This is a genomic window from Flavivirga algicola, assembly GCF_012910715.1.
Classification (GTDB): domain Bacteria; phylum Bacteroidota; class Bacteroidia; order Flavobacteriales; family Flavobacteriaceae; genus Flavivirga; species Flavivirga algicola.
Genome location: NZ_JABBHF010000003.1, coordinates 260,895 through 281,849 on the forward strand (window position 1 = coordinate 260,895; position 20,955 = coordinate 281,849).

The 20,955-nt window shown below is 34.8% G+C and carries 17 protein-coding genes and 1 riboswitch; of the genes, 13 read left to right on the top strand and 4 right to left on the bottom strand.

Features of this window, described 5'->3' with window-relative positions; all coding sequences use genetic code 11:
- Positions 1-44 precede the first annotated feature (44 nt).
- The 4 genes from HHX25_RS06500 to HHX25_RS06515 form a co-directional block, all read right to left on the bottom strand.
- The gene (locus tag HHX25_RS06500) at positions 45-1,220 is read right to left on the bottom strand and encodes a trans-sulfuration enzyme family protein (RefSeq protein ID WP_169671392.1); all 1,176 of its coding nucleotides are present in this window, start codon (positions 1,218-1,220) and stop codon (positions 45-47) included.
- Positions 1,221-1,355: 135 nt separating this feature from the next.
- Positions 1,356-4,781 carry a bifunctional aspartate kinase/homoserine dehydrogenase I gene (gene thrA, locus HHX25_RS06505; RefSeq protein ID WP_169671393.1) on the bottom strand — a complete coding sequence of 1,142 codons (3,426 nt, stop codon included), beginning with the start codon at positions 4,779-4,781 and terminating at the stop codon, positions 1,356-1,358.
- 17 nt (positions 4,782-4,798) lie between these two features.
- The gene (locus tag HHX25_RS06510) at positions 4,799-6,073 is read right to left on the bottom strand and encodes an O-acetylhomoserine aminocarboxypropyltransferase/cysteine synthase family protein (protein ID WP_169671394.1); all 1,275 of its coding nucleotides are present in this window, start codon (positions 6,071-6,073) and stop codon (positions 4,799-4,801) included.
- Positions 6,074-6,315: 242 nt separating this feature from the next.
- A riboswitch (SAM riboswitch) is annotated at positions 6,316-6,416 on the bottom strand.
- Between the two features lie 149 nt (positions 6,417-6,565).
- Positions 6,566-8,116 (bottom strand): hypothetical protein, encoded by a 1,551-nt coding sequence (locus tag HHX25_RS06515; protein WP_169671396.1) that lies wholly within the window; start codon positions 8,114-8,116, stop codon positions 6,566-6,568.
- Between the two features lie 148 nt (positions 8,117-8,264).
- Here HHX25_RS06515 and HHX25_RS06520 point away from each other — a divergent pair, with 148 nt between their 5' ends.
- The 13 genes from HHX25_RS06520 to cysM all read left to right on the top strand — a co-directional run bounded on the left by HHX25_RS06520 (position 8,265) and on the right by cysM (position 20,894).
- A complete protein-coding gene (locus HHX25_RS06520; protein ID WP_169671398.1) occupies positions 8,265-9,440 on the top strand; it encodes a 2-isopropylmalate synthase in 1,176 nt (391 codons plus the stop codon).
- Positions 9,441-9,516: 76 nt separating this feature from the next.
- Positions 9,517-10,635, top strand: coding sequence for a 3-isopropylmalate dehydrogenase (gene leuB / locus HHX25_RS06525; RefSeq protein WP_169671400.1), 1,119 nt, complete (start codon positions 9,517-9,519; stop codon positions 10,633-10,635).
- A gap of 172 nt (positions 10,636-10,807) precedes the next feature.
- On the top strand, positions 10,808-11,221 hold the full coding sequence (locus tag HHX25_RS06530; protein WP_169671402.1) for an RrF2 family transcriptional regulator: 414 nt from the start codon (positions 10,808-10,810) through the stop codon (positions 11,219-11,221).
- A 180-nt stretch (positions 11,222-11,401) separates the two neighbouring features.
- Positions 11,402-11,647 (top strand): DUF2061 domain-containing protein, encoded by a 246-nt coding sequence (locus HHX25_RS06535; RefSeq protein WP_240964297.1) that lies wholly within the window; start codon positions 11,402-11,404, stop codon positions 11,645-11,647.
- A gap of 14 nt (positions 11,648-11,661) precedes the next feature.
- Positions 11,662-12,282, top strand: coding sequence for a phosphoadenosine phosphosulfate reductase domain-containing protein (locus tag HHX25_RS06540; RefSeq protein WP_169671407.1), 621 nt, complete (start codon positions 11,662-11,664; stop codon positions 12,280-12,282).
- Positions 12,283-12,404: 122 nt separating this feature from the next.
- Positions 12,405-13,310, top strand: coding sequence for a sulfate adenylyltransferase subunit CysD (gene cysD, locus HHX25_RS06545; RefSeq protein ID WP_169671409.1), 906 nt, complete (start codon positions 12,405-12,407; stop codon positions 13,308-13,310).
- Between the two features lie 128 nt (positions 13,311-13,438).
- Complete coding sequence (locus tag HHX25_RS06550; protein ID WP_169671410.1) at positions 13,439-14,686, top strand: sulfate adenylyltransferase subunit 1; 1,248 nt, start codon at positions 13,439-13,441, stop codon at positions 14,684-14,686.
- A gap of 50 nt (positions 14,687-14,736) precedes the next feature.
- Complete coding sequence (locus HHX25_RS06555; RefSeq protein ID WP_169671411.1) at positions 14,737-16,845, top strand: HEPN domain-containing protein; 2,109 nt, start codon at positions 14,737-14,739, stop codon at positions 16,843-16,845.
- An 8-nt stretch (positions 16,846-16,853) separates the two neighbouring features.
- On the top strand, positions 16,854-17,615 hold the full coding sequence (cobA, locus tag HHX25_RS06560; protein WP_169671412.1) for a uroporphyrinogen-III C-methyltransferase: 762 nt from the start codon (positions 16,854-16,856) through the stop codon (positions 17,613-17,615).
- A gap of 11 nt (positions 17,616-17,626) precedes the next feature.
- Entirely contained in the window at positions 17,627-18,211 is a 585-nt protein-coding gene (locus tag HHX25_RS06565) for a precorrin-2 dehydrogenase/sirohydrochlorin ferrochelatase family protein (protein ID WP_169671413.1), read from the top strand.
- A 1-nt stretch (position 18,212) separates the two neighbouring features.
- On the top strand, positions 18,213-19,265 hold the full coding sequence (locus HHX25_RS06570; protein ID WP_169671414.1) for an NAD(P)/FAD-dependent oxidoreductase: 1,053 nt from the start codon (positions 18,213-18,215) through the stop codon (positions 19,263-19,265).
- Between the two features lie 8 nt (positions 19,266-19,273).
- The gene (epsC, locus tag HHX25_RS06575) at positions 19,274-20,017 is read left to right on the top strand and encodes a serine O-acetyltransferase EpsC (protein WP_169671415.1); all 744 of its coding nucleotides are present in this window, start codon (positions 19,274-19,276) and stop codon (positions 20,015-20,017) included.
- Positions 20,004-20,894 carry a cysteine synthase CysM gene (gene cysM, locus HHX25_RS06580; RefSeq protein WP_169671416.1) on the top strand — a complete coding sequence of 297 codons (891 nt, stop codon included), beginning with the start codon at positions 20,004-20,006 and terminating at the stop codon, positions 20,892-20,894. The genes epsC and cysM overlap by 14 nt, the downstream gene beginning before the upstream one ends.
- Positions 20,895-20,955 lie beyond the last annotated feature (61 nt).

Below are 20,955 nucleotides of genomic sequence, written 5' to 3' on the forward strand. Positions count from 1 at the left end.
AATACGGACTCGATGTAAATTTTAAGGTTGAAATATCAAAATAGCTATTCTTGTAGTGCTTGTGCCAGATCTTTTATTATATCATCGGCATGCTCTAAACCAACAGATACTCTTACTAAGCCATCTGTAATACTAACTTCGAGCCTATCGGCTTCGGATAGTTTACTATGTGTTGTAGAGGCTGGGTGCGTTACAATCGTTCTTGTATCTCCTAAATTGGCAGAGAGCGAACATAGTTTTATGGCATCTAAAAAGCTGCGCCCAGCTTCAATACCACCTTTAACTTCAAAAGCAACGATGTTGCCGCCAAGTTTCATTTGTTTTTTAGCTACTTCATATTGCGGGTGCGATTTCAAAAATGGATATTTCACCCAATTTACCTTTGGGTGATTTTCTAGAAACTCCGCAACTTTCAAGGCGTTTTCACAATGTTTATCTACTCTTACTGCTAGTGTTTCTAAACTTTTTGATAAGGTCCATGCATTAAATGGAGACAAGGCAGGCCCTGTATTTCTTGCAAATAAGTACACTTCACGAACTAGATCGGCATTACCAACTGTGATACCTCCTAAAACACGCCCTTGCCCGTCCATAAGCTTGGTTGCCGAATGAATTACCAAATGAGCACCGTGCTTTATAGGCTGTTGTATATAAGGCGTCGCAAAACAGTTATCGATGATTAAAATCAAATTATGCTTTTTGGCAATTTCACCTAACAACTCTAAATCAATGATATCAATTGCTGGATTTGTTGGCGATTCTGCATATAAAATTTTTGTTTTTGGCGTAATACAACTTTCAATAGTTTCGGGCTTGTTGATATCGAAATACGTGGTTTCAATTTGCCACTTAGGTAAATACTTTGTAAACAATGTATGTGTAGATCCAAAAACAGAACGCGCAGAGACAATGTGGTCGCCGCTATCCAGTAAGGCTGCAAAAGTTGAAAATATGGCCGCCATCCCTGTTGCAAAGGCATAGCCTGCTTCTGCACCTTCCATTTTGCATACTTTCTCTACAAATTCAGTAGTGTTAGGGTTTGTAAAACGACTGTATATGTTACGTTCCTTTTCTTCTGTAAATGAAGCACGCATATCTTCGGCATCTTCAAATACAAAACTAGATGTTAGGTATAGCGGACTTGTATGCTCCAAAAATTCGGTACGTTCTAATTGCGTCCGAATGGCTTCTGTTTCAAATTGTTTTTTCTCTTTGCTCATAATTTTTATACTCCCTTAATATGGAATCAAGATATTAGATTGTATGCTTCAAGAACTAAGATTTGTTTCGAATTAGCTTCTTGTATTCTTCTAATTATCTATGTTCTAGATTCTTTATGCTTAATTCCAATTTTTTCAATTAATATGTTTAGACAGCCTCAAAATATCTCCAAAAACACCTCTTGCTGTAACTTCTGCGCCTGCACCTGCTCCTTGAATAACGATAGGTTGTTCACCGTAAGATTCTGTGAAAATTTCAAAAATAGCATCCGATCCTTTTACATGACCTAGAGTACTATCTTCTGGTACAGATACTAATTTCACCTCCAAATTTCCTTTGTCCTGTGAAAGGTCTCCAGATAAATCACCTACATACCTGAGCACATGGCCTTCTTTTTGTTCGTCTTTTTTCTCCTGAAATGCTTCATCCAATACATCTAACTGTTGCAAGAATTCCTGAACCGAAATGTTCTGATAAGCTTCTGGAATTAAATTCTGAACAGCCACATCTTCAAATTCATTTTGTAGATCTAATTCCCTTGCCAGAATCAATAATTTTCTAGCTACATCATTTCCAGAAAAATCTTCTCTTGGATCTGGTTCTGTAAAACCTTTGTCGATAGTTTCTTGAACAATCACACTAAATGGTTTGTCTTGAACTGAAAAGTTATTAAACAAATAGCTTAAGGTACCTGAGAAAACACCTCGTATTCTGGTAATATTTTCTCCAGATTCATGCAATAGTTTAATGGTGTCAATTAATGGCAAACCTGCACCAACAGTAGTTTCATATAAATATTGCTTGTTGTGTTCCTCTAATTGCGAACGCAATTCTGTATAAAACTCATGAGATATGGTATTGGCTATTTTATTTGATGATACCAAATCGAAACCAGCTTCCACCAATGGGACATAATTCATATGGAATTCTGAACTCGATGTGTTATCTACAGCAATTAAATTCTCTAAGTGATGGGCTTTGGCAAAAGCAATAATATCTTGAATAGAACTTTTTTGCGTTGTCGATTTTATGGTTTCTTGCCAATTATTTTCAACGCCATCTTTGTTTAGAAGAAGCTTTTTAGAATTAGCAATAGCAAATACATTTAGATTAATGCCTTTTCTTTTTTCAATATCATTTTTAGACTTTAAAATCTGATTAATTAAAGCCCCACCAACCAAACCGTGTCCGAAAATGGCAATATTTATCTTTTTTGAAATTCCAAAAACCTCACCATGAATCACATTCATGGCTTTATGTAATTGCCTCTTTTTAACCACCAAACTAACATTTCTGCCTGTAACTGTATTGTTGAACAATAAAGGCGTGATTTGGTTTTTAATCAATGCATTAAAAGGTTTGTGGAAAGAACTTAATTCTATGCCTATAATAGAAATCACAGAAACATCATCAACAATTTCAATCTTATTGACGTCTTGTGAGTAAAAATCATTTTCAAATTCACGTTCTAGTGCAATAACTGCCTGAGTCGCTTGGTCTGCATTTATAATTAATCCAATGCCTCTTTCTGAAGAGCCCTGGGAAATAATACTTACACTAATATTATGAATGCTCAAGGCTTTAAAAATCCTAGCATCTACACCAATCTTACCTAATAAACCTCTTCCTTCTAAATTTAATAATGCAACATCATCTAAAACCGACAGGGAAGTGACCTCCTTGGAACTTGGCTTGGCCGTAATTAAAGTTCCTTCATCGTCAGAATTAAAAGTATTTAAAATACGAAGATTGATATTCTTTTCAACGAGTGGAATAATGGTTTTGGCATGTAACACGTTTGTTCCGAAATTGGCTAACTCGTTCGCCTCACTGAATGATAATTCTCTAATTTTTTGAGCATCTGCAACCAGATCGGGATTTGCTGTATAAATACCATTTACATGGGTGTAGTTTTGTAACTCTTCGGCATCCAGATAATTGGCTAATAAAGCAGCCGAATAATTGCTTCCATTTCTACCTAAAGTAGTCGTTTCATTTTTTGAATTAGAAGCTATAAACCCAGTTACTATATTAACAGTATCTCCATTATTTTGTTTAAAATAATTTCTGACATTGTCTTTGGTTAACTGTGAAATAGGCTGAGCATTACCAAAAGCATCATCTGTTTTTATTAATTGCCTTGCATCTGTCGCTTTTGCTTTAATACCTCGCTGGTTCAGTAATTCTGAAACTAATTTTACAGATAACAATTCGCCTTGTGCCAAAATTTCATCTTTTGTTTTTTGACTGCAATCTCGTAATAAGCTAACACCTTCAAAAAGTTTGCCCAGAATTGAAAATTGCTCGGAAAAATCTATGGATTTTAATGGTTCTTTTTGGTAGGCTTTAAAAGCATTTAATGCGTCTTGAAAAGGTTCACCTTTTAAAGCTTTATTTAGAATGTGCTCTAATTCGTCTGTAGCATGCCCCCTTGCCGAAACAACGGCAGTAACTCTCTCTCCATTATTGACCTTGTTTTCAATAATGGAAATCACTTTGTTCAGGCCATCGCCATTTGCTAAAGATTTACCTCCAAACTTTAGTACTTTCATTTTTCTTTTTTTAGAATCTGGCACAAAAATGCCTTCAATAATTTTTTCTAGTTGTTCATATTCCATTAAAAAAGCATCATGCCCGTGTACCGAATGTATCTCATTATATGTTACATTTGGATGGGTTAACGCTAATTGCTTATGGGTTTGCCTGTTTTCTTCTGCTGTAAAAAATAAATCGGAGTCTACACCTATAATATGGATGTTAGCGTCGATACGCTCTAAAATAACTTGTGCTGAACTTGATTCAGTGTTAAAATCGTTTGTCCTATTTTTAGTGACATCAATGGTTTTTAATAATTGATTCATCAGTTTATAAGCCGATAACTGAAAACGTTCCTGTAATTTTTTACCGTGGTGCAATAACCAGCTTTCTACATTAAAAATCTCCAAATCTTCATTTTTAGAACGATGAAAACGTTCTTTGAATGATTCTGGAGTACGATAACACAACATAGCATGCATTCTGGCATCGTGCACAGGATTTTTTGAGTTTAGTAGAAACTGTTCTTGTATTTGGCAATTGGCAATTAACCAATCGGTCGATTTCCAATCGGTTGCTACAGGGATTAAATGCTCGGTAATATCTGGCTTTATTGCAGCCATCTCCCAGGCAATACCACCACCTAAAGATCCTCCTATAATAGCAAAAAGCCTGTCGATCTTTAATACTTTAAGACCTGTTAAGAATAACTTAGCAACATCTCTGGCTACAAAATCTTTATAGTTATCGATTACAAAGCCATCAAAGCCATTCCCAGGAATATTAAATGCTAAAACGGTATATAAATTAGTATCTATGACTTTGTCATTACCAACCAATTCTTTCCACCAGCCATCATCTCCTGCAACGTTGCTATTACCTGTTAAAGCATGATTTACCAAAACAATTGGGGCTGTACCCAAAGTTTTTCCAAAAGACTGATAGCTCAGTTTAATTTCAGAGACTAAAACGTTACTTTCGGTTGTGTAATCTGGAATTGTGATATGTGACAACGCGTCTTTCATTAGTAATTTTTTAGGACTTAAATTTCACTAAAAGCAGCTTTTAAATCGGCTTTTAAATCTTCTACATCTTCTATACCAACAGATAATCTAATTAAATCTTTAGTCGCACCAGCCGATATTTGTTCTTCATCACTTAATTGCTGATGTGTTGTACTTGCTGGATGAATAATGAGTGATTTTGTATCTCCAATATTTGCTAACAAAGAGAATATTTTTGTTTTATCTGCGATGGTTTTAGCGGCATCGTACCCGCCTTTTGCTCCAAAAGTAACAATACCACTTTGTCCTTTAGGCAAATATTTATCAGCTAACGCCTTGTATTTGCTGCTTTCTAAGCCTGGATAATTTACCCAAGCAACTTCTTCTTGTTTTTCTAGCCATTTTGCAAGTTCTAAAGCATTTTCACTATGTTGTTTTATTCTTACAGGAAGTGTTTCTAGACCTTGAATAATATTGAATGCGTTAGTTGGACTTAAAGCGCCTCCAAAATCTCTTAATCCTTCTAAAATTAATTTAAAAGTATACGCTGCTGCGCCTAAAGTTTCACTGTAAACTAGTCCGTGATATCCAGCAGAAGGCTCTGTAAATTCAGGGAATTTTCCATTAGCCCAATCAAAGGTACCGCCATCTATAATAGCACCACCCAAAGAAGTTCCTTGTCCACCAATGTATTTTGTAAGGGAATGAATAACAATATTAGCACCGTGTTTTAACGGATTTAATAGAGCTGGCGTTGCTACTGTATTATCAACAATAAAAGGAACACCAGCTGCCTTAGAATGTACCGCAATAGCTTCTAAATCTAAAACATCTAATTTAGGGTTACCTAAAGATTCTACAAAGAATGCTTTCGTATTATCTTTTACAGCAGCCTTAAAATTATCTGGATTAGAGGCATCTACAAATGTTGTAGTAATACCTAACCTGGGTAAGGTTACACTTAATAGGTTATAAGTTCCTCCATACAAGCTACTAGATGCTACAATATGGTCTCCAGCTTTTAAAAGCGTCAACAACCCTGTTGAGATAGCTGCAGTTCCTGAAGCAAATACAACAGCTCCGATACCACCTTCGACGGCAGCTAAACGTTCTTGAAGAATTTGATTTGTTGGGTTGTTAAGTCTGGTATATATAAACCCTAATTCTTGCAATGAAAATAAATTCGCTGCGTGATCGGAGTTATTAAAAACATATGATGTTGTTTGATAAATCGGTACGGCTCTTGTTCCGCCATTTGTTGTTACATCGTGTCCTGCATGTAATGCATTTGTTGCTAATTTTTGAGTACTCATTTTTCTAATTTTTTTGAATTAATTCCCACTCATACCAAAACAAATTCAGCATGTGTACGATAAAAATATTTTAAAAGCTATCTAAATGAAAAACATTTAGAAATTCTTTACGATTAAGTCAAATACGCTACGAATAGCTTACTTATATAGAAAAATGTTAAAAAGAAAATTTAAAATTACTGAATGTAATTTCGTTTGGTTATCTATCCGTATAATCCCAAAAATAATGCTGAAATAAATTCAGCTTATAGTTCAGGACGGGGTAGAATTTAGCACCTTCTTTACGCATAAAGGGTTGCTAAGGCTTCATTGGGTCTAATCCCTCCGCCTTTCTTGATAACATTTCAATAAGTGATTGAACTTTGTGAATGCAAATATTCGTTCAGAAAAAGTTAAAATCCTAATTTTTTTTGAAAAATTTTATAAAAACTTTTTTTGACGGCTAAAATTTATGGTGCCCAATAGGCCATTTTTATTAAACGAGTATACTATTTAGGTACCGCGTTTCGCTTCTTGAAACTTATCTCTAATAACTAAGTCAATAGGTTTATTGTCTATTTTAGATTCCAACCATGAGATAATATCCAAATACAAGAAAGCACGACTTTGGTAGGGGTCATCTTCATACTGCTTTAGCTTTTTATGAAGTTTGATAAACTCTCTTTTTACTTCATTCGGATAAATATCGCCTAGGCCTCTCAAGAATTTAATAAACTCTTTTTGCACTTCATACAAGTCTTCCATTTTAATTAAAAACTTATAAGTGCTTCTTATTAAAACGTCCAGGTTATAATCCAGACCAGCTTCATAATGGGCAACAAGATTTAAAATTCTTGAAAAACACAATAAATCCTCACGCATTTGCAAAGATTTGTTGCTTATTATTTTTTCTAAAAAATAAATACACTTCTTGTTCTCTCCAGCACCAAAATACATACTCGCAATCTTATAATAGAATACCATAATATGGTGCTCGTCTATACGGTCTTTGTAATTTTTTAAACGCTCTAATACTTCTTCAATTAAAGGAAGCCCTTCTTTAAAGCTTCCATCCATGAAATGCAGATTGAACTTATTGTGGTAAATGTATAAAAAAGCCAACCCATCAACATTATCATCAACAGGGAACCATTTTTGCTTTGTAATGTCTTCTAAATTAAAAAGGGTTTCCTTAAATTTATCGTATTGTCTTAAGTAAAATAATGCTTCGAGTAAATAGTGGTTCCCTTTTAGAAAAAAGACTGGGTTTAGAATAACCTGATCTTTGTTTTCATAAAATAAGTCTACCCATTTAGAAGCATATTTATAACTCGCTAAAAAATCTGAAGTCAAAAAGCTATACCATAAATAGGCTTTGTACAGCCAAAGTTTTTCTCTAAAACCTAATTTGTTGATATCGTATTTTGGTATTCTATTGTTAAAGTAATCTGTAACCCTCTGATTTTCTTTATCATTTTTTATATAGCCTGTTTTTAAAAATAAACCATACAACTGGAGAGATAAATTAGATAATTTACTGGCTATGACGTTTTGTTGACTTAGTTCTTTGGCCTGTACAGATAACTCGTCTGCTCTATTATTAAGACTTCTGGTGATATATTGAGATTCAATTATTTTTTCCAGTTCTACAATTTCATAGGCAACGTTCTTTTCTTCATTTGCAATAGCTAAACTTTTGGCTTTGTCCAATATTTTCAAACTTTGTTTGTAAAGCCCTTTATGGTATAAAATGGTAGCAAAATCTAATTGCTCACGAATTTGAATCCTAACATTTTGATGGGAAGGGTTTAATCTTAAACTAATTAGAATTTGTTTATATAAATGAGCCTTTAAATTAGAAAGTTGTTGTTTTTTTACAATGCCTTTTTTAAGAATGGCAACTTCGTCATAAACAGATAGTTTATCAAGGATGTTAAAAAGCATCAAAAATTTAGAGTCCTCGTTTACACCCAAACGACCTACATAAAGCTTAAACTGCCTCTTTTCAGATTTAGACAGTGATTTTATTAACACAAACAAATTATCTTTTTGCTCTCTTGTCATAGTTTTGAAAACAATATTAATGTGCTGAATATTAGATATTTATAAAATCAATATATGGGTTAAACATCGTAAAAACGAAAGCTTTAATTCTGCTTTTAGGAAACCAAAATATAAATTCGTAGTACAATAAGAAAATATATTTAAATAAATGTCTAATAATAACGTCCAAATTTTTGATACTACGCTTCGAGATGGCGAGCAAGTCCCAGGTTGTAAATTGAACACTGAGCAGAAGTTAATTATTGCTGAACAGTTAGACAATTTAGGAGTTGATATTATTGAAGCTGGTTTTCCTGTTTCAAGTCCTGGTGATTTTAAATCGGTTGAGGCTATTTCTAAAATTGTAAAGAATGCAACAGTTTGTGGTTTAACACGTTCTGTTGAAAATGATATAAAGGTAGCTGCCGAGGCGTTAAAACATGCTAAAACACCTAGAATCCATACAGGTATCGGAACTTCAGATTCTCATATAAAATTCAAGTTTAAATCAACACAGGAAGCTATTATAGAACGGGCTGTCAAAGCAGTTAGCTATGCGAAATCTTTTGTTGAAGATGTGGAATTTTATGCAGAAGATGCTGGTAGAACTGATAACGAATACTTAGCACGTGTTTGTGAGGCTGTTATAGAAGCTGGCGCAACTGTTTTGAATATTCCAGATACTACAGGTTACTGTTTGCCACATGAGTATGGTGCTAAAATTAAGTATTTAAAGGAAAATGTAAAAGGTATTGATAAGGCTATTTTATCGTGCCATTGCCATAATGACCTTGGTTTGGCAACAGCCAATTCTATTGAAGGTGTTATTAACGGAGCAAGACAAATAGAATGTACGATTAACGGTATAGGAGAGCGAGCTGGTAATACTGCTTTAGAAGAAGTGGTCATGATTTTAAAACAGCACCCGTATTTAAATCTTGATACTAGAATACAGACAGAAATGTTATATGGTATTAGCCAATTGGTTTCAGATAGTATGGGTATATACACACAACCAAATAAAGCCATTGTTGGAGCAAACGCATTTGCGCATAGTTCTGGGATTCATCAAGATGGTGTTATTAAAAACCGCGAAACTTACGAGATTATTGATCCTAAAGATGTAGGAGTAACAGAGTCTGCTATTGTATTGACAGCAAGAAGTGGAAGAGCGGCGTTGGCATATAGAGCAAAAAATATTGGATACGAACTAACCAAGCTTCAGTTGGATGAAATTTATGTAAATTTCTTGAATTTTGCCGACAAAAAGAAAGAGGTTAATGACAGTGATATCCACCAAATTATAGAAAATAGCAAAGTATATAACGAAATTACTTCTGCTTAACTAAAAAGAGTCCCAAGGGCAATCTTTGAGATTTTCTTTGAATTTTGTACATGTGGGAAGCTAAATAAAATAAAAGATGAAACTAAATATTGCCGTTTTACCAGGCGATGGTATAGGTCCAGAGGTTATAGCACAAGCCGTCAAGGTTTTGAAAGCTATTGCCATGGAGTTTAACCATGTATTTACTTTCGAAACTGGTTTGGTCGGCGGAGCCTCCATAGACAAAACTGGAGACCCTTTGCCAGAAGAAACCATAAGCATTTGTGAAAACGCAGATGCTGTTTTGTTTGGAGCTATTGGAGAAACCAAATATGATATGGATCCAGATGCTGAAGTACGACCAGAGCAGGGACTTTTAGGGCTTCGCAAGGTATTGGATTTATACACCAATATAAGACCTGTTATTGCTTACGAAGATTTATTAAACAAATCGTCGTTAAAGAAAAAACAAATTAAGGACACCAATATCCTTATTTATCGTGAGCTTACAGGGGGGATTTATTTTGGTGAGAAAAAGTTAAGTGAAGATGGTAATACAGCATCCGATATTTGCCAATACACGCGTTTTGAAATAGAACGCATTGCGCATTTGGCATTTAAGGCAGCGCAATCCAGAAAACGTAAGCTAACACTGGTAGATAAAGCTAATGTTTTGGCAAGTTCTCGTTTGTGGCGTAAAGTGGTTCAGGAATTGGCGGCTCAATATCCAGACGTAAAACTAGATTTTCTGTATATAGATAATGCGGCTATGGAGCTCATTATTAACCCAAGGCAGTTTGATGTTATTTTAACCGAAAATATGTTTGGAGATATCCTGTCTGAAGAGGCTAGTGTTATTGTAGGCTCTATAGGTTTGTTAGCTTCTGCATCTATTGGCGACAAATATGCTATGTTTGAACCCATACATGGTGCATACACCAAAGCAGCCAATAAAGGTATAGCAAATCCGATCGCATCTATTTTATCGGCAGCCATGCTGTTGGATCATTTTGAATTGCATGAAGAAGCAGACCTTATTAGAGAGGGTGTCGATAAATCATTAAAGCTCCATATTACAACTCCAGATTTAAACACAAAATACGACCATATAACGACCACTAAAGTTGGTGATTTTATAGAGGATTTTATAAATAACCCAGAGGAAACGAATTTAAACTTTACTAACATACATTTAGGACAGTCCACAATCATTTAATTATTTGAGTTAGTCGCCAAATTAAAATTGTTGGGATTCATGAAAAGCGCATTTCATATGCGCTTTTCTATTTTATATTATTTTATGCTCTAAGGGGTGTTTGACCTATTCTTACTAATTACATTAGTTTATTAACATTGGTAGCAAGCCCTAAATTAAGTATATTAGCAGCATGCTATCGAAAAAGACTAAATATGGCTTAAAAGCACTAACCTTTATAGCTAAAAGTGAAGGGGAAGCCCCTGTTCAAATAAGTGAGATTTCAAAGAGCGAAAATATTCCGCAGAAATTCTTGGAGAGTATTATGCTTACTCTCAGGAAATCTGGGTTCTTAGGCTCTAAAAAAGGAAAGCATGGGGGGTATTATCTTATAAAAGAACCTTCTCAAATAAAAATGGCTGATGTTATGCGTGTTTTAGAGGGGCCTATTGCTATGGTGCCCTGTGTGAGTTTAAATTTTTATGAGAAATGCGACGATTGTCCAGACGAACATGAATGTAGTGTACATAAACTTATGATTCAAGTACGTGATAACACCTTAAAAGTATTAAGAAATAATACATTAGAGGATCTGTCTGGGATTTGAACGATGAAAACTTCATAAAAAAAATAGAATTTCCCTATAAATTCGGTTGATTAACCCCAAAATATTCCATTATTCCAAATAAGTTGTTAATAATTTTTGCCGTGTAACAAAAAGTGTTACTTTTGTAATTCCTATTAAATCGATAGGATTAATGTAATACAACGACAAATGATAGCGCAGATGTTATTTAAAAATAAAGAAAAATCTACTTACAAAGCCGATAGCTCAGGCGAAAAACCAATAAGGAGTGTTGCTAAGGCGCTTAGCTGGAGGGTTGTAGGTACTTTAGATACGCTTGCAGTTTCTTTTGTTTTGGCAAAGGATATTAAGATTGCTGCTTCAATAGCTTCAATAGATTTTATAACAAAATTGATTTTATACTTTTTCCACGAACGTGTATGGAACGCTATTAAGTGGGGAAAATAAAATAATATAAAGACATGTTTACAGAGACTCAAATAGAAGAATTAAATAAAAGCTTTGAAAAAGCTACGCCAGCTGAGATTATTAAAAAAGCTTTTGAGCTTAATAATAAGGCGGTTGTAACAACTAATTTCAGACCATATGAAGCTGCAATTTTACATGCTGTAAATTCGGTTGATCCTACTATTTCGGTGATTTGGTGCGATACGGGTTATAATACGCCTCAAACGTACAGGCATGCAGAACAGGTGATAAAAGATTTAAATTTAAATATCTTTTTGTACGTGCCAAAGCAAACATCGTCACACCGAGATGTAGTTATGGGAATTCCAAGTATCGATGCACCCGAACATGCGTTGTTTACAGAACAAGTGAAGTTAGAGCCTTTTAGAAGGGCTATGGAAGAGCATAAGCCAAATATTTGGTTTACAAACCTGCGTCAAGGACAAACGGCATTTAGAAACAGCATCGGAATTTTTAGTTTGAGTAAAGATGGTGTTTTAAAAGTGAGCCCTTTTTATTATTGGACTGATGAGAAATTAGATGGTTATTTAGAAGAAAATGGTTTGCCAAACGAATTTAAATATTTCGATCCAACTAAAGCATTGGAGAATAGAGAGTGTGGATTACACGCGTAGCAGTGTGCAAAGAAACAGTATGCGGTTGCAATAAACAGTTATAGAGAATAAAAGAGAAATCATAAACTTTTACCTCGCCCGAGTAAAAGTTCCCCCTTTAGGGGATTAGAGGGCTAAAAATTATGAATAAAGATACATCACATATCAATTCACTGGAAAACGAGGCGATATATATCATGAGAGAAGTAGCGGCACAGTTTGAAAAACCAGTGTTGTTGTTTTCAGGAGGAAAAGATTCTATTACTTTGGTGAGGCTTGCTGTTAAGGCATTTTATCCAGCTAAAATTCCATTCCCTTTAATGCATATTGATACAGGACATAACTTTCCTGAAACAATAGAGTTTAGAGATCGACTGGTTAAAGAATTAGGTTTAGAGCTTATTGTACGTAATGTACAAGATTCCATCGATCAAGGAAAGGTAAAAGAGGAAACGGGTAGATATTCTAGTAGAAATCAACTTCAAACAACTACGCTTTTAGATGCTATCGAAGAATTTAAGTTTGATGCTTGTATTGGTGGAGCACGTCGTGATGAGGAAAAGGCCAGAGCTAAAGAGCGTATTTTTTCCGTGCGTGATGATTTTGGACAGTGGGATGAGAAAAACCAACGTCCTGAATTATTCGATATGTTAAACGGTAATATCGAGCTTGGACAAAATGTTCGTGTATTTCCAATTTCAAACTGGACAGAATTAGATGTTTGGTCTTATATAGAGAAAGAAAATATAGAAATACCTTCGATATATTTTGCGCATAAACGTAAAGTGTTCTTAAGAGATGGTATGATATGGTCTGCAGAAGATGGTGTTGTTTACAGAGATGAACATGAAGAAGTTATAGAAGAATTGGTGCGTTTTAGAACTGTAGGGGATATGAGCTGTACTGCGGCGGTGTTATCAGATGCAGTATCTATTTCTAAAGTAGTACAGGAAATTAGAGAGTCTACGATTTCGGAACGCGGTGCGCGTATTGACGATAAACGTTCTGAGGCAGCTATGGAAAAACGTAAGCAACAAGGGTATTTCTAGTAAGTACTAAGTGATTAGTACAAAGAATTAAGTACTGGAAAGTGGAGATAAAAAGATAATTAGAAAATAAAAAAGTAGAGAGAGGTAAGGTCTTAGTACTACCGACTTAATACTTAATACTAAATAAAATGGAAGTATTAAAAATTGCAACAGCAGGAAGTGTAGATGATGGAAAAAGTACCTTAATAGGGCGTATTCTATATGATACAAAATCATTAACTACAGATAAATTAGAAGCTATTGAAAAAACAAGTAAGCAAAGAGGCTACGATTATTTAGATTTTTCTTTAGCAACCGATGGTTTGGTGGCAGAAAGAGAGCAAGGTATTACCATAGATGTTGCTCATATTTACTTTTCAACGGCTAAGAAAAGTTATATTATTGCAGATACACCTGGTCATGTGGAATATACACGTAACATGGTTACGGGTGCTTCAACATCACAAGCCTCTATCATTTTAATTGATGCTAGAAAAGGGGTGATCGAGCAAACAAATCGTCATTTTTTTATCAATAACTTATTGAGAGTTAAAGATATTGTTGTTGCTATTAATAAAATGGATTTGGTTGATTATTCAGAAGAAACCTATAATAAAATTAAGGCAGACTTTGAAGCGTTGATGAGCAAGAGAGATTACCAAGGTCAAAAAATAACTTTTATTCCTGTTAGTGCCCTAAAAGGGGATAATGTTGTAAATAAAACAGATAAGATGCCTTGGTACGAAGGTCAGACTTTATTAGAACATTTAGAGGAAATCGATAAAGCAGATATTTTTAATATTGGCACACCTAGGTTCCCAGTACAATATGTGGTACGTCCAAAAACTGAAGAATTTCACGATTTTAGAGGCTATGCAGGAAAAGTATACGGAGGAAATCTAAGTGTAGGAGATGATATCGTAGTATTACCATCTCAAACAAAATCGAAAATTAAAGATATTTATTTCTATGATGAAAAGTATGAAACGGCTTCAAGACGTTCGTCGGTAACCATCACTTTAGAGGATGATATTAATGTAAGTCGTGGCGATATGATTGTTAAGGATGGTGATTTACCAACTATAGATAAACAATTTACAGCGAATGTTTGCTGGATGGATTCTACACAATTAACAGCAGGATCTAAATATATAGTACAGCACGGTATTAATAAAGTATTGGCAAAAGTAGATGCGATTCACCATAAGATACATCCAGATTATTCAGGAATCGATACGGAGGTGTCTGGTATAGGAGTTAACGATATAGCATCGGTAACTTTCAAATTAAATAAGCCAATTTTTTACGATCAGTTTAAAAATCACAGAACAAACGGATCGTTTATTTTAATCGATACTCAAACAAATAATACGGTTGGAGCTGGCTTCATTCAATAAAAAATATAAACACTAAATAAATCCTTTCCCTTTGGGAAGGTAAGGATGGAATGCAAAGTTTTAGAACAGAAATAGAAAATCCGATTGTCGAAAATGACATTATAGAATTAGCTAATAAAATTGAGCTTTTTCATAACGGTAAAATAGACGAAGAGAAGTTTAGAAGTCTTCGTTTAGCAAGAGGTGTTTACGGACAGCGTCAAGAAGGCGTGCAAATGATTCGTATTAAATTACCTTACGGAAAGGTTAAGAGTAATCAATTACGCAGAATTTCGGAAGTATCCGACGAGTATTCTCGTGGCCGTTTACATATTACCACACGTCAGGATATTCAAATTCACTATGTGGATTTAAATAGAACGCCAGAGCTTTGGGCTGAGTTAGAACGTGATGATGTGACACTTAGAGAAGCCTGTGGTAATACGGTTAGAAATGTAACAGCATCTGAAACAGCGGGAATAGATGTTAATGAACCGTTTGATGTATCGCCTTATGCAGATGCTTTATTCCGTTTTTTCCTAAGAAACCCTATTTGTCAGGAAATGGGACGTAAGTTTAAGGTGTCTTTCTCTGCTTCAGATGAAGATACAGGCTTATCATACATGCATGATTTAGGTTTTATAGCCAAAATCAAAAATGGTGTTCGTGGATTTAAAGTGATGCTTGGTGGTGGGTTAGGTTCACAGCCACGTCATGCCGATGTACTATATGATTTCCTGGAAACAGATAAGATTATTCCAGTAATGGAAGGTGTTTTGAGAATTTTTGATCGTCATGGTGAGCGTAAAAGTCGAGCCAAAGCACGTATGAAATTCTTAATAAAAGATATCGGATTAGAAGCTTTTAAAAGTTTGGTTGAAGAAGAACAAAATGCCATTGAGTTTAAATCGGTGGCTATTGATGCAGATGCGTATGAAACTTCTAGACCAGTTGAAGTAAATGAAATTCCACAAGTTGAAATAAAAGACCAAAAGGCTTTTGAAACTTGGAAGTCTACGAATCTCATTCCTCAAAAACAGGAAGGCTATGTAGCGATAGGTATTAAAGTGTTTTTAGGAGATTTCTATACAGATAAAGCAAGATTATTAGCCGATTTAGTAGAAAAATATGCGGCTGGAGAATTAAGACTATCGTTACGTCAAAATATTGTGATTCCTTTTGTAAAGGAAGCATTAGTACCGTTTTTCTACAATGAATTAGAAAAGTTAGGATTTGTAGAAGCGGGTTATAATAAAGCTGTCGATATTACAGCATGCCCAGGAACGGATACTTGTAATTTAGGAATTGCAAGTAGTACAGGAATTGCAGATGAATTGGAGCGTGTTATTAAGTCGGAATACCCACAATATCTAAATAATGAAGATCTAGTTATTAAAATAAGTGGTTGTATGAATGCTTGTGGACAACACAATATGGCAAATATTGGTTTCCAAGGCATGTCTGTTCGTACACCAGATAAATTAGTAGCGCCAGCATTACAAGTACTGTTAGGTGGCGGTAATTTAGGGGACGGTCAAGGCGTATTTGCAGATAAGGTCGTTAAAGTGCCAAGTAAAAGAGGACCAGAAGCTTTAAGACGTATTTTAGACGATTTTGAGGCAAATGCCAATGGAAAGCAATTTGTAGAATATTATAAAGAAAAAGGAGAAAAGTATTTCTACGATTTCTTAAACGATCTTCAAGATGTTACTAACTTAGCCCAAGATGATTTTATAGATTGGGGTGAAGAAGAGAAGTATGTTAAGGAGATTGGTATTGGTGAATGTGCTGGTGTTGTTATCGATTTAATTGCCACGTTGTTTTTAGAAAGTGAAGAGAAAATTGAAAATGCTAAAAAATCTTTTGATAATAAAGTATATTCAAGTGCTATTTACCATGCATATAGTTCTTTAGTTAATTCTGCGAAAGCATTGTTATTAGCAGAAAATAAGAAAACAAATACACATGCAGGTATCGTAAGCCAATTTGACGAATTGTTTGTTGCAAATGGAAATATAGATTTAGGAACATCTTTTTCAGAATTGATATATCAAATTAATAAATTTGCTCCAACTGAAGATTTTGCATCAAAGTATATTAACAATGCAAATTTATTTTTAGAAAAAGTAAAAGCATATAGAGAAGCTGAAACTAACAAGCTTGAGAAAAAAGCTGTTTAAAAATTAATATGAGTTTAAAAACCCCAAAATTAACTGTTGTAGGTGCTGGACCAGGCGATGTAGATTTAATAACACTTAAGGCTATTAAAGCTATTGAGTCTGCAGATGTTATCCTGTACGATGCACTTATAAATGAAGCCCTGCTAAAATATGCATCAAGCGAGGCAGAACTTATTTTTGTGGGTAAGCGAAAAGGATGTTATGCTTTTCAGCAAGAACAAATCAATGAACTTATAGTTAGTAAAGCAAAAAGTTCTGGTCACGTCGTGCGTTTAAAAGGAGGTGATCCATTTATATTTGGGAGAGGTGCTGAGGAGATTGATTATGTAAGGTCTTTTGGGTTGGAAACTTTTGTAGTTCCTGGAATATCATCGGCTCTTGCTGTACCAGCATATCAAGGGATTCCTTTAACCAAACGAAATGCTTCCGAAAGTTTTTGGGTGATTACTGGAACAACTAAAAATCATCAATTGTCATCCGATGTTGCCTTGGCAGCAAAATCAAAGGCGACTGTAGTCATTTTGATGGGCATGAGTAAGCTGCGTGAAATTGTTCGTATTTTTTCAGAAGAAAACAAACAAGATACACCTATCGCGATTATCCAAAATGGAACGCGAGACAATGAAAATGTAGGTATCGGGACTATAGAAAACATCGTTGGTATTGTAACAGAAAAAGAGTTGGCAAACCCAGCTATTATTGTTATCGGTGATGTCGTTAAGGAGCGTGCTGTATTAACAACCATTTGTAAAGAGGTTAACGCTATATAAGTTGATTGGATATGGAAAGGAATAATTTATATCCTATTTTTTTAAAGACTAAAAATTTAAGTGTTCTCATTGTAGGCGGTGGTTATGTAGCTGAGGAAAAATTAACCTTTTTACTTAAATCGAGCCCTGACGCACATGTTACCATGGTATCGCCTATGTTTAGAGAGGGGACCGTAGCACTAGCAAAAAAAGGCGATGTTGCGTTGGTTGAAGATGTATATGAAAAAAGTTATTTAGAAGGAAAGCATATGGTTGTAGCTACGACTGATGTACCCGAAGTCAATATACAGGTCTGGAAAGACTGTAGGGTTGAGGCCAAATTAGTTAATGTAGCAGATAATCCACCATATTGTGATTTTTACATGGGTGGTATTGTAACAAAAGGTCATGTAAAAGTAGCGATATCCACCAATGGAAAATCGCCAACAACAGCTAAAAGGTTACGTCAGTTTTTTGAGGATGTCATTCCAGAAAATGTAGACGACTTGGTCAAGAATTTAAATGAATATAGAAAAACAATAAAAGGTGATTTCGAACAAAAAGTAGAAACGCTAAACGAATTTACCAAAGGATTAATTGCAAAAAAAGAATCGTAATATGATTAAAACAGATATACTTATAATAGGTGCAGGACCAACGGGATTATTTACAGTTTTTGAAGCGGGTTTATTAAAACTTAAATGTCATTTAATTGATGCGTTGCCGCAAGCAGGAGGACAATGTTCAGAAATTTATCCTAAAAAGCCTATTTATGATATTCCTGGGTTTCCAGAAATTTTGGCAGGTGATTTAACTAAAAACCTTTTAGAACAAGGAAAACAATTTGAACCTGGGTTTACTCTAGGCGAGCGTGCTGAAACTATAGAGAAACAAGAAGACGGCTCTTTTATCGTAACAACAAACAAAGGAACACAACACCATGCACCAGTAGTAGCCATTGCAGGTGGTTTGGGGTCTTTCGAGCCTAGAAAACCAGCTATCGAAGGTATTGCCGATTATGAAGATAAAGGTGTTGAATATATCATTAAAGACCCTGAAGTTTATAGAGATAAAAAAGTAGTGATTTCTGGAGGAGGAGATTCTGCTTTAGATTGGAGCATCTTTTTAACTGATGTCGCTTCAGAAGTAACATTGATTCATAGAAGAAATGAATTTAGAGGGGCTTTAGATTCTGTTGAAAAAGTTAGGGAATTAACCCTTCTAAATAAAATAAACTTGATCACGCCAGCAGAGGTTAAAGAACTTCATGGTGATGAAAAAATAGAAGCGGTTACTGTAGTGAAAGATGGAGAAGCTACTAAAATTGAAACAGACCACTTCATTCCATTATTTGGTTTATCTCCTAAATTGGGACCTATTGCTAATTGGGGATTAGAAATAGAGAAAAATGCTATAAAAGTTGATAATTCCTTAAACTATCAAACAAATATACCTGGTATTTTTGCTATAGGTGATGTCAATACATATCCAGAGAAATTAAAACTAATTCTTTGTGGTTTCCATGAGGCAACTTTAATGTGTCAGGCAGCTTATAGAATTATCAATCCAGGTAAAAAGTATGTATTAAAATATACAACAGTTAGTGGTATTGATGGTTTTGACGGCACACGTAAAGAAGCACCTAAAGCAGTTGTTCAAGCGATTAATTAAACAAATGCATGAAAAAAAGTTACAATGTTTGTTTAAAGGATACGGTTAAAACGTTTACAAAAAGATTGTTTTATGCTTTGTTTGATGAAGAACAGGAAGTAACACATGCAGAATATTTAGAAAAAACGTTTCTTAAAACACTATCTAAACTATCCATAGAAGACGGGGCAGGAACATGGAAACGTTTTAAAGAAAACCTTCCAGACATTAGAAGGCAATTAGATTTAGATGCTAAAGCTTTTGAGAATAACGATCCAGCTTCCTATAATTTAGAGGAAATCTATCTGGCATATCCTGGGTTTCATGCCATATCTATTTATAGATTGAGCCATGCACTTTATAAATTGAATGTGCCAATTCTTCCCAGAATGATGAGCGAATATATTCATGGTATAACGGGTATAGACATACATCCAGGAGCAACTATAGAAGAATCATTTTATATAGATCACGGAACAGGGATTGTAATAGGGGAATCGTCCATTATTGGTAAGAACGTAAAAATATATCAAGGAGTTACCTTAGGGGGGATTCAAGTATCTAAAAGTCTGGCATCAACAAAAAGACACCCAACTATTGAAGATAATGTATGTATCTATGCGAATGCAACCATTTTAGGAGGCGATATTGTTATAGGGGCCAATAGTATTATAGGGGCCAATGTATGGATAACCCAATCGGTACCAGAAAACTCGTTGGTAACTTATCAAACCGAAATTAAAATAAGACCTAAAAAGAATGGCATACGGTAAAAGTATCCTGGATCAAATTGGAAATACACCAATTGTAGAAGCCAGTCATATTATAAAAAATAAAAACGTCCGATTGTTTTTAAAACTAGAAGGAAATAATCCTGGAGGTAGTGTGAAAGATCGTGCTGCTTTTAATATGATTAATGAGGCACTTAAACGTGGCGATATTAAAAAAGGGGGTACTTTAGTAGAAGCAACTAGTGGGAATACGGGAATAGCGCTGGCTTTTATTGCACAATTGCTAGGGTTGAATATGGTGTTAATTATGCCAGAGAATTCTACCGAAGAACGGGTGAAGACGATGCGAGCTTATGGCGCGGAGGTAATTTTAACTCCAGCAGATATTGGTATTGAAGGTTCTAGAGATTTAGCTTTTAAATTGAGAGATGAAAAAGGATATACACTTTTAAATCAGTTTGAAAATGATGATAACTGGAAAGCACATTACAAAACGACAGGACCAGAAATATGGAGAGATACAGAAGGTGAAGTAACGCACTTTGTATCTGCTATGGGAACAACTGGAACCATTATGGGGACATCAACTTTTTTGAAAGAAAAAAATAAAAATATATCCATTGTAGGAGCGCAACCTGCTGATGGTGCCAGGATACCTGGTATTAGAAAATGGTCACCAGATTATGTGCCTAAGTTTTTTGATCGTTCTAGGGTAGATGTTGTAGTAGATGTGAATGAAGAAGATGCCAGAGTAACAACCCAACGTTTAGCAAAAGAAGAAGGGGTTTTTGCAGGTATGAGCAGTGGTGGCGCTGTATTTTGTGCTTTAAAAATAGCTGAGTCTATTGATAAAGGCGTTATCGTTGCCATTATTTGTGATAGAGGAGATAGATATTTATCATCACCTTTATTCGAATAATACATTTTTCAGTAAATTATAAGGATAAGAGAAATATAGTTGTTATTTTTGCCCTTAGTTC